The 9,759-nt window shown below is 70.2% G+C and carries 9 protein-coding genes; 5 read left to right on the top strand and 4 right to left on the bottom strand.

Translation table 11 applies throughout. The features are described from left to right. Positions 1 to 27: 27 nt before the first annotated feature. Positions 28 to 855, bottom strand: coding sequence for a phosphonate ABC transporter ATP-binding protein (gene phnC / locus DW299_RS09660; protein WP_136036455.1), 828 nt, complete (start codon positions 853 to 855; stop codon positions 28 to 30). Positions 856 to 973: 118 nt separating this feature from the next. Next, the gene (locus DW299_RS09655) at positions 974 to 1,903 is read right to left on the bottom strand and encodes a phosphate/phosphite/phosphonate ABC transporter substrate-binding protein (protein ID WP_136036454.1); all 930 of its coding nucleotides are present in this window, start codon (positions 1,901 to 1,903) and stop codon (positions 974 to 976) included. 169 nt (positions 1,904 to 2,072) lie between these two features. On the opposite strand from DW299_RS09655, the gene DW299_RS09650 reads away from it, so the two are divergent. Next, complete coding sequence (locus DW299_RS09650) at positions 2,073 to 2,816, top strand: GntR family transcriptional regulator (RefSeq protein WP_240745370.1); 744 nt, start codon at positions 2,073 to 2,075, stop codon at positions 2,814 to 2,816. A 239-nt stretch (positions 2,817 to 3,055) separates the two neighbouring features. Here the strand turns inward: DW299_RS09650 and DW299_RS09645 are convergent, their stop codons facing one another. Next, positions 3,056 to 3,811, bottom strand: coding sequence for a sensor histidine kinase (locus tag DW299_RS09645; protein ID WP_240745369.1), 756 nt, complete (start codon positions 3,809 to 3,811; stop codon positions 3,056 to 3,058). A 613-nt stretch (positions 3,812 to 4,424) separates the two neighbouring features. On the opposite strand from DW299_RS09645, the gene DW299_RS09640 reads away from it, so the two are divergent. After that, entirely contained in the window at positions 4,425 to 5,081 is a 657-nt protein-coding gene (locus DW299_RS09640; protein ID WP_240745368.1) for a response regulator, read from the top strand. Between the two features lie 165 nt (positions 5,082 to 5,246). On the opposite strand, the gene DW299_RS09635 is transcribed toward DW299_RS09640, so the two are convergent. Continuing rightward, on the bottom strand, positions 5,247 to 6,107 hold the full coding sequence (locus DW299_RS09635; protein WP_136034858.1) for an EamA family transporter: 861 nt from the start codon (positions 6,105 to 6,107) through the stop codon (positions 5,247 to 5,249). Positions 6,108 to 6,338: 231 nt separating this feature from the next. On the opposite strand from DW299_RS09635, the gene DW299_RS09630 reads away from it, so the two are divergent. From DW299_RS09630 to DW299_RS09620, 3 genes are read left to right on the top strand one after another with little or no spacing between them, the layout of a single operon-like run. Further along, positions 6,339 to 7,622, top strand: a complete 1,284-nt coding sequence (locus DW299_RS09630) for a M18 family aminopeptidase (protein ID WP_136036456.1) — start codon at positions 6,339 to 6,341, stop codon at positions 7,620 to 7,622. 35 nt (positions 7,623 to 7,657) lie between these two features. Then, entirely contained in the window at positions 7,658 to 9,100 is a 1,443-nt protein-coding gene (locus tag DW299_RS09625) for a purine-cytosine permease family protein (protein ID WP_136036452.1), read from the top strand. After that, positions 9,097 to 9,666 carry a cysteine hydrolase family protein gene (locus tag DW299_RS09620; RefSeq protein WP_136034854.1) on the top strand — a complete coding sequence of 190 codons (570 nt, stop codon included), beginning with the start codon at positions 9,097 to 9,099 and terminating at the stop codon, positions 9,664 to 9,666. Before DW299_RS09625 ends, DW299_RS09620 begins: the two co-directional genes overlap by 4 nt. Positions 9,667 to 9,759 lie beyond the last annotated feature (93 nt).

Raw genomic sequence — 9,759 nt, 5'->3', positions numbered from 1 at the left:
CGGGCGCCGCCGCCGTGTCCAGGGCCGTCATGCCACGCCCGCCGGGGTGGCTGCGTCGGCGAGCTCGACCTGCACGGCCGTGATCTCCGCGGTCGTCGTGGCCACGCGTCCGTAGATCTCCATGACCTCCGCCTTGCTGAGGCCGTCGGTGGGGGTGTCGAGCACGACCTCGCCGTGCCTCAGCCCCACGATGCGGTCGGCCCAGCTGATGGCGAGGTCCACCTGGTGCAGGCTGCACACCACGGTGAGCCCCTCGTCGGCGGCGATGCGGCGGATGAGAGCCATGACCTGCTCGCTGGACTCGGGGTCGAGCGAGGCGACGGGCTCGTCCGCGAGCAGGATGTCGGGCTTCTGCATGAGCGCACGGGCGATGGCCACGCGCTGCTGCTGTCCCCCGGAGAGGGTGTCGCTGCGCTGGTACGCCCGGTCGAGCAGGCCGACCCGGTCGAGGTGTTCGAGAGCGGTCAGCCTCGCGCTGCGGGAGTAGCCCCAGAGCCCGAGGCGGGGGCCGCGCACGCGCGAGAGCGAGCCGGTGAGCACGTTCTCCAGCACGGTCAGCGACGGCACGAGCTCGAACTGCTGGAAGATGAAGCCGACGCGGCTGCGCAGGTCGCGCAGCGCCCGACCGCGGAGCGCGGGGACCGCGGCGCCGAGCACGTCGACCGTGCCGGCGGTGGGCACCTCGAGCCCGTCGAGGTGCCGCAGGAGCGTCGACTTCCCCGAGCCGGACAGGCCGAGCAGCACGACGATCTCGCCGCGGGCCACGGTGAGCGACACGTCGCTCAGAGCCGTGGTGCTGCCGAAGGTCTTGGTCACGCCGTCGAGGCGGATGAGGGTGTCGGTGGCCGCGGTCATGGCATCTCCTTGTCGTGCGGTCGGGTCCGGTGCGAGGCCCTTCGCCCCGCTGCACTCGCTCAGGAACCGCAGTCGATTCCTGAGCGAGCGCCGGCGAGACGACGGGCGTGTCAGGCCGTCAGGCCTTGCACTGCTCCGCTTCGGTCTCGGCGCAGATGTCGCGGATCAGGTCGTAGTACGCGTCGTCGACCGGCTTCGTGGCGTAGAACACGCTGCGGAACGCGTCGGAGTCGGCGCCGTCGATGCCCGCGGCGATGATGTCGTCGATCGTGACTTCGCCGAGCGCGTCGACGAGCTCCTGCGCGACCTCGTCCGGGAGGGACGAGGAGTAGACCAGGGGCGCACCGGGCACCATGGTCTCGTCGATCACCTTCACCTTGTCGGACTTCTCGACCTCGGAGTCCTCGGCGAACCCGACCTCGCACTCGACGCCCTCGCCGACCTTCTGCACGCTCACGTCGTGCTTGCCCGCGAAGACCGGCGTGATGTCGGCCTGGGGGTCGATGCCCGCCTCGAGCAGGTTGTAGGAGGGGAAGAGGTAGCCGGAGGTCGACGACGGGTCGACGAAGCAGACCTTCTTGCCGGCGAAGTCCTTCAGGCTGGTGATGTCGCTGTCGGCGGGGACGATCGCCTGCGAGTAGTAGCCGGGCTCCTGGCCCTCCTCGGTGATGATCGACGAGATGGGCGTGAGCTTCGCGCCGTTGTTGGTGGCGGTCACGTAGGTGAAGCCGGAGAACGACGCGACGTCGACCTTCCCGGCGACGGCGGCCTCGATCAGCGCGGCGTAGTCGGTGGACTCGTGGTACTCGACGGTCTTCCCGGTGACCTCGGCGATGTAGTCCATCAGGGGCTGGTAGTTGGTCTCGGTGTCGACCGAGTCGGGCACGACGCCGAAGACCAGCGTGTTCTCGTCGACGGCGAACCCGCTCGCGCCGGCGGACTGTGCGTCGCCGGGGGCGTCGGTGGCCTCGGCCGTTCCGGCACAGGCGGCGAGGCCGAGCGCGAGGATCGCAGCGCCGGCGAGGGCGGGGAGAGCACGGAGCTTCATGGTGGACCTTTCAGGGTGGGAGGGGTGATCCTCGACGACTCTGACAGGCTCGGTCTTCAGATGTATACCTATCTCGGAAGAGTTCAGGGCGCGTTCACCCGCCATTCGCCTGGGTGAACACTCACCGGCTATCCGCGGCATCCGCGCGATGGCGAAGTAATGTACCTATGTGGCCGAAGCTGTGTACACCCAGATCGCCGACGACCTGCGCGCCCGGATCACCGACGGCACGCTGCGCCCCGGCGACGACGTACCCACCGAGGCCGAGCTCGCCGAGCGCTGGCACACCTCCCGCGGCCCGATCCGCAACGCGCTCGCGGCGCTGCGCGCCGAGGGGCTGATCGAGACCGGTCGCGGACGCCCGGCGCGCGTCGTCGCGCGCAAGGCGAACCAGGCGGTCGACGTGTCGGTGCCGTTCACGCGCTGGGCGCGCGAGCTCGGCGTGACCCCCGGCGCCGAGACGCAGGAGCTCAGCCTGCGCCGCGCCGGCGACCTGGGCCCCGCGCTCGGCGTGGGGCGCGACGACACCATCGTCCGCGTCGTCCGCCTGCGCCTCCTCGACGGGCGGCCGACCATGCTGGAGCGCCTCGCCTACACCGAAGACGTCGGGCGTCGGCTGTTCGAGGTCGATCTGGACGAGGTCTCGATCACCGAGTACCTGGCCTCCCTCGGGCATCCGATCGTCACGCTGCGGCACGAGATCGATGCGGTCGCAGCCGACGAGCAGGACGCGAGCCTGCTGCGGGTTACGCGGGGCGCACCGATCCTGCGACTCACGCGCACGTCGCGCGACGCCGACGGACGCGTCTTCGAGGCCTCGGAGGACCGCTACCTCAGCGAGGTGGTCCGGTTCACGGTGGCGGCGTCCGGCATCTCGACCGATGGGCACTTCATGCGCGCCGTGGGTGCGTGAGGAGAGGCATTCGGCCGCAGGGGAAAGGGCCCGGAAACAGATTCGCGATCGCGGGCACGGGAGTGTTCAGAAGCCAGAAAGATCGCGCCCGCGATCGCAGCGCTGGGGACGCTTTATCTGGGGAGCTTTCAGCATATGCCGGTGCGAATTGGGCTCTGAAGTGCCGAAAGTCGAGACCTTTTTAGACTTTCGTCTAGGTGTGTTCGCGCGCACGCAGCGCACTCTGCCACTGTAGCGTCTCAGGCCACCGGCAGTGCGGCCGACACGAGCCAGTGCCCGTCGACCTCCCCCGCGCTGAACTCACCGCTCGCGCCCATGACGCGCTCGGCCATGCGGCCGAGGCCCGTGCGACTCGACGACAGCTCGCGGCGGGGCGTGGTCGGAAGGGGACTGCGCAGGGTCAGGTGCGCGGTGTCGTCGTCCACGGCGAGACGGATCTCGACCGTGCCCTCGCCGGCGTACTTCAAGATGTTGGTGGCGGACTCGCGCACGATGCGCGCCAGCACGATCTCCACGGCGCGCGGGATGCGCTCGTCGCCCGGGTCGCCTTCGCACACCACCGTGTGCCCGGCGGCCGCGAACTCGGTGCGTGCTTCATCGATCGCCGCGACGAGGTCGCCCGTCGGCATGCCTGCCGACCGGGGCCCGTCGTCGGCCAGCTCGATCACGAACCGGAGATCGGTCATGGCCTTGCGCGCGGCCACCCGGATGGCCTCACGCGAATCGTCACTGGTTCCGGGGTCCTCGAGCATCTGCACGTGCAGCGACACCACCGTGAGGTGGTGCGCGATGCTGTCGTGCAACTCGCCGGCGATCCATCGCCGCTCGGCGAGCACTGCTTCGCGTTCCTGTTCGGCCGCTGCCTCGAGCTCGATCTCGAGTCGGCGCCCGCGGTCGAAGGCGAGTCGGAGTCCGAGACCGATGGCCCCGGCGACGGTCGCCGCGATGAGATAGATGCCGACGTTCACCGGAACGTCGGAGTCACCGTACGCCATTACTGACGTGGCGACGAGGAATACACCCGTGTAAGAGAGGATCAGCGGCGTCCACCCAAGCCTCATAACCAGAGCCGATGCGAGGGCGACAGTGATCAGGACTTGGGACTCGGTGCCGATCAAGAACGAAGTCGCCAGAACTGCTCCCATGGCGACGGTGGCGACCAGCGGAGACCACAGAAAGAGGAGCGTCGCCGCGGTGGACGCGATGCTCACCGCTGACGCGAGGGGATTCACGGTGGGATCCGTGAAGAAGGTAGAGACGTCAATCGCGATCATGACGCAGATGATCGCCAGAATGACGATGCTTTCCACGCGAGTCAGTCGCTCGCCTCGTCCGAGTCGGAAGATGTCGGGCACCGCCCGTCTCGACTGGTCAAAGGCCATGGTGCGCTATCTCCTAATCGCCAGCTATCCTAGCGAATGAAACCAAAGAGCTTGCCAACCTGCTGCCAGAAAGTCATTACGTTCACCTCCATTTTGTAGTCGTTTGTCGATGTCTGTATTCATCTTCTCGACGACGCTGAGCGCGCACATCTGTCTTGAGTCCAGACCTCGATGGCCAAAGGTCTACAGCGCGGATCCGCGGGTGCAGCGCGGTTAGGCTTCCTCCATGCAGGAAATCCGCGTCGTGATCGTCGATGACGATCCACTGGTCCGCTCCGCGCTGTCCCACTTCGTGTCGCGCGCGCCGGAGATCACGGTCGTGGCGCAGGCGGAGGACGGTCGCGAGGCCCTCACCACGGTGGAACGGGAGAAGCCGGACGTCGTCATGATGGACGTCCAGATGCCCGAGATGAACGGCATCGAGGCGACGGCGGCCATCGCGCAACGGTGGCCCGATGTGCGGATCCTCGCCGTGACCACCCTCGACGGCAGCGACACGGTCCTGCCGATGCTGAGCGCCGGGGCGTCGGGCTACCTGCTCAAGGACTCCAGCGCGGAGGACATCGTGACCGGCGTGCGCGAGGTGTTCGCCGGCCAGAGCTCGCTGTCCCCGCGCATCGCCTCCATGCTGATCCGGCACGTGCGCGACTCCACGCCCGCCGCGACCGCCGCCGATGCTCTCGAACCGCTCACGGACCGTGAGGAAGAGGTGCTGCAGTGCCTCGCGAAGGGCATGTCGAACGCCGAGATCGCCAAGGCGCTCATCGTGTCGGAGGGCACGGTCAAGGCGCACCTCGGGCGCATGATGTCGAAGTGGCACCTGCGCGACCGCGTGCAGATCCTCGTCACGGCCGCGCACGCGGGACTGGTCACCTTCCGCTGACCCCGTGCCTCGCGCGGCACGCGGGCATTCCGCTGGCGCACCGCGCGCGCCGCGGGGATCCGGGAGAGTGCTCACACCTGCATCCATCTCCGGACCGTCGGCGTCGACGGTCCGAGGGCTGTCGTTCTTCCACCCCGCGCCATCTCCAGAATGGAACCGCGGGGGTCACAGCGCAAGCAGCACGATGCCGGTCAGCACGATGAGCGAGGCGCCCACCCGCCACCCTGGCCGCGACTCCCTGAGCACGACCGCGCCGAACAGGCTCACCAGCACCACGCTCACCTCGCGCAACGGCGCGACCAGCGCGACGGGAGCGATCTGGATCGCCGACAGCACGAGGATGTACGACAGCGGCGACAGCACACCGAACGCCAGGATGCGGCGCCACTGGGCACGCCCGAGCGCCCACACCGCGGGCCAGCGGCGACGGACCGCGATCGAGTAGAACGGCACCTGCAGCAGGGTCGTGCCCACCATGAAGGCCACCGGCGACAGGCTCCACGTGCGCACCGCGTGCGTGTCCCAGATCGTGTACACCGCGATCGCCACGCCCGTCAGCAGCCCGAACACCAGGCCGAGGTCGACGCCCCGCCCTCCGCCGCTCCCCCGGTCGACCAGCCCGACCGCCACCACGCCGACGATCACCGCGGCGACGCCGACCAGTGCGATGCCCGACGGCCGCTCCCCCAGCAGCAGCACCGCGACGATCACCGACAGGAAGGGACCGGTCCCGCGCGCCGTCGCATACACGGTCGACAGGCTGCCCTCGCGATAGCCGCGCTGCAGCACCGCCATGTACACCACGTGCAGCACGGCCGAGACACCCACCCCGAGGGCGAACGAGGCGAGGTCGGACGTGCCGAGGCCCCCCGTGAACGGCACCGCCCCGATCCACACGGCCGTGCTGGCCACCGCGCCCCACCACAGGAACGGTGAGCCGGCGCGGCTGATGCCGTGCGCGATCACGTTCCAGGCGGCGTGGGCGACGGCGGCACCGAGGACCAGGACGAAGGCGAGTGGGGACACGACAGACCCTTCCGTTCGGCGCAGGCACGACGAACAGGGTCCTCCGGGCTTTTGTCCTGTCAGATGACGGCCCGCTCACGGGAGCGGACCGTGGCGCCGCTCGGACCAGACGGGTGCGGACCCCGGAACCCTAGGCGCTATCGGGACCACCCTAGCCGTCCGAGGTGAACCGGAGGGGAACGCCGGTCGCGACTACGCTCGAAAGACACCCCGCGCAGGAAGGTCATGCCCATGCCCGTCACCCCGGTCGCTCTCGCCCACGCCGAGGACCTCGCCGACTTCGTCGCCGCCTCCCCCTCCAGCTATCACGCCGCGGCCGAGGTCGCCCGTCGCCTGGAGGACGCCGGGTTCACGCGGCTCGACGAGCACGACGGGTGGCCGTCCGCCGCGGGCGGGCGGTACGTCGTGGTGCGCGACGGAGCCGCGATCGCCTGGGTCGTCCCCGCCGACGCCACCGCGACCACGCCCGTGCAGGTCTTCGGCGCCCACACCGACTCCCCTGGCTTCAAGCTCAAGCCGCAGCCCACGACCGGTGTCCGCGGGTGGCTGCAGGCGGCGGTCGAGGTCTACGGCGGCCCGCTGCTGAACTCCTGGCTCGACCGGGAGCTGCGCCTCGCCGGTCGCCTGGCCCTCGCCGACGGCCGCGTCGTGCTCGCCGACACGGGTGCCCTGCTGCGACTGCCGCAGCTGGCGATCCACCTCGACCGCGGCGTGAACAACGGCCTCGCGCTCGATAAGCAGACCGAGACGCAGCCCGTGTGGGGACTGGGCGACCCGTCCGAGGCGGACATCCTCGCGGAGCTCGCGGCCTCCGCCGAGGTGTCGGTGTCTGACATCCGCGGCTACGACGTGGTGGTGGCCGATGCGGCACGCGGCGCGGTGTTCGGCAAGGACAGCGCCTTCTTCGCCTCCGGTCGCCTGGACGACCTCGCCTCCGTGCACGCCGGCGTGGTGGCGCTGCAGGCGCACGAGCCCGCCGCTGGTGCGCCGATCGCGGTGCTCGCCGCGTTCGACCACGAGGAGCTCGGGTCGGAGTCGCGCTCCGGCGCGGCCGGCCCGTTCCTGGAGGACGTGCTGGAGCGGGTCTACGACGGGCTGGGCGCCGACGCGTCGGCCCGCCGTCGGGCCTACGCCGCGTCGTGGTGCCTGTCGAGCGACGTGGGTCACTCGGTGCACCCCAACTACGTCGGCCGCCACGACCCCGTGGTGCAGCCGGTGCTCGGCTCCGGCCCCATCCTCAAGCTCAACGCCAATCAGCGCTACGCCACGGACGCGGTCGGCAGCGCCGCCTGGCGGGAGTGGTGCGAGCGCTCGGGCGTCGCCACGCAGGAGTTCGTGTCGAACAACGGCGTGCCCTGCGGCTCCACCATCGGACCGATCACGGCGACGCGCCTGGGCATCCGCACGGTCGACGTGGGCATCCCGATCCTGTCGATGCACTCGGCGCGGGAGCTCGCCGGCGTGAGCGACCTGCACGACCTGACACGCGTGGCCGGAGCGTTCTTCGCCGGCTGAGCCCCGCACCGGCGCAGCAGTGCCATCATGAGCAGATGACCGACATCAGGCCGGCTCTCATCGAGCGCGCAGGCATCGAGATCATCCCCGAATCCGAGCGGACCGCGAAGCCGCGCGACCTCTTCTGGCCGTGGTTCGCCGCGAACGTGTCGGTGTTCGGCATGTCGTACGGCTCGTTCGTGCTCGGCTTCGGCATCTCGTTCTGGCAGGCGACGCTCGTGTCGGTGATCGGCATCGTGGTGTCGTTCCTGCTGTGCGGGCTGATCGCGATCGCGGGCAAGCGCGGCTCCGCCCCGACCATGGTGCTCTCGCGGGCGGCGTTCGGCGTGCAGGGGCAGAAGATCCCCGGCATCGTCTCCTGGCTCACCTCGATCGGCTGGGAGACGTTCCTGGCGATCATGGCCGTGCTCGCCACCGCGACCGTGATCACGCAGCTCGGCGGCGACGGCGACAGCCTGTGGCTCAAGATCGTCGCGACCGTCGTGGTGGCCGCGCTCATCGTCACGGCGTCCGTGCTGGGCTATCACACGATCATGCGCCTGCAGTCGGTGCTCACCTGGGTCACCGGCGTGGTGACCGTGCTCTACATCGTCCTCGCGATCCCGAGCATCGACCTCGGCGTGGTGCTCGCGCGTCCGGACGGCGGCATCGGGCAGGTGATCGGCGCACTCGTGATGGTGATGACCGGGTTCGGCCTGGGCTGGATCAACATCGCCGCGGACTGGTCGCGCTACCAGAAGCGCACGGCCTCCGACGGCGCGATCGTCGCCTGGAACACGATCGGCGGCTCGGTCGCGCCGGTCATCCTCGTCGTGTTCGGCCTGCTGCTCGGCGGCTCCGACGACGACCTGCTGACGGCGATCGCGGCCGACCCGATCGGCGCGCTCGCGAGCATCCTCCCGCTCTGGGTGCTGGTGCCGTTCCTGCTCACCGCGGTCCTCGCGCTCGTGTCGGGCGCCGTGCTGGGCATCTACTCCTCCGGCCTGACCCTGCTGAGCCTCGGCATCCGCATCCCGCGCCCGTCGGCGGCCGCGATCGACGGGGTCATCCTCACGCTCGGCACGATCTACGTGGTGTTCTTCGCGACCGACTTCCTCGGCCCGTTCCAGAGCTTCCTCATCACGCTCGGCGTGCCGCTCGCCTCCTGGGCCGGCATCCTGATCGCCGACATCCTCCGCCGCCGCGCCGACTACGACGAGCAGGCGCTGTTCGACAGCCGCGGCCGCTACGGCGCCTGGGACTGGACCTCGATCGTCACCCTGGTGGTCGCGAGCGTGATCGGCTGGGGATTCGTGCTCAACGGCTTCGCCGAGGCCGCCCCGTGGAACAACTGGCAGGGGTATCTGCTGTTCCTGGTCGGCGGCGCTGACGGCGACTGGGCGTACGCCAACCTCGGGGTGTTCTTCGCGCTCGTGCTGTCGTTCGTCGTGACCTGGTTCGCCAGGGCGGGGAAGATCCGGCGGCAGGAGGCGGCGTGACCACGACCGCCGGCCCGGGTTCACGGGACGCCTGGCTGGTCGTGATCGACCCTCAGCACATCTTCGCCTCGCCCGACTCCGCGTGGGGGTCGCCGTTCTTCGACGACGCGATGGGCAACATCCGGCGGCTCGCCGACGCGTTCGGCGACCGCGTGCTGGTGACGCGGTGGCTGCCCACGGCCGACCGCTCCACCTCCTGGGGCGACTACTTCGCCGCGTGGCCCTTCGCCGACCGCCCGGCAGACGACGCACTGTTCGACCTGGTTCCCGCGGCGCGCGGGCTGTCCCCGCACCCGACGCTCGACCTGCCCACGTTCGGCAAGTGGGGCGCGGAGCTGGAGGCGGTGGTGGGACACGGCGCGCCGGTGGTGCTGGCCGGCGTGTCCACCGACTGCTGCGTGATCTCCACGGCGCTCGCTGCCGCGGACGCGGGGGCCCTGGTGACCCTGGCCGCCGACGCCTGCGCCGGTTCCACGGCGGAGAACCACGCCGCCGCGGTGCAGGTCATGAGCCTCTACCCGCCGCAGATCACGGTCGCCGAGACGTCCGCCCTCCTGTCGCGCTGACCCCGCGTGCGGGGTGGAGGACGGGCCGCGCGAGGCCCACCCGGGCGCGTTTTCGATCCGGCACCGCGACCGGGGCACCGCGACCGGGGCACC

The organism is Microbacterium sp. K35 (assembly GCF_004794375.1).
Classification (GTDB): Bacteria; Actinomycetota; Actinomycetes; order Actinomycetales; family Microbacteriaceae; genus Microbacterium; species Microbacterium sufflavum.
The sequence above is the reverse complement of the archived record's forward strand: the minus strand, read 5'-3'. Positions and strand labels throughout refer to the sequence as shown.

Coding starts and splice junctions, on each gene's coding strand:
- DW299_RS09655 (WP_136036454.1), bottom strand. CDS start 1,903: ATGAAGCTCCGTGCTCTCCCCGCCCTCGCCGGCGCTGCGATCCTCGCG.
- DW299_RS09645 (WP_240745369.1), bottom strand. CDS start 3,811: ATGGCGTACGGTGACTCCGACGTTCCGGTGAACGTCGGCATCTATCTC.
- DW299_RS09630 (WP_136036456.1), top strand. CDS start 6,339: ATGCCCGTCACCCCGGTCGCTCTCGCCCACGCCGAGGACCTCGCCGAC.
- phnC (WP_136036455.1), bottom strand. CDS start 855: ATGACCGCGGCCACCGACACCCTCATCCGCCTCGACGGCGTGACCAAG.
- DW299_RS09625 (WP_136036452.1), top strand. CDS start 7,658: ATGACCGACATCAGGCCGGCTCTCATCGAGCGCGCAGGCATCGAGATC.
- DW299_RS09640 (WP_240745368.1), top strand. CDS start 4,425: ATGCAGGAAATCCGCGTCGTGATCGTCGATGACGATCCACTGGTCCGC.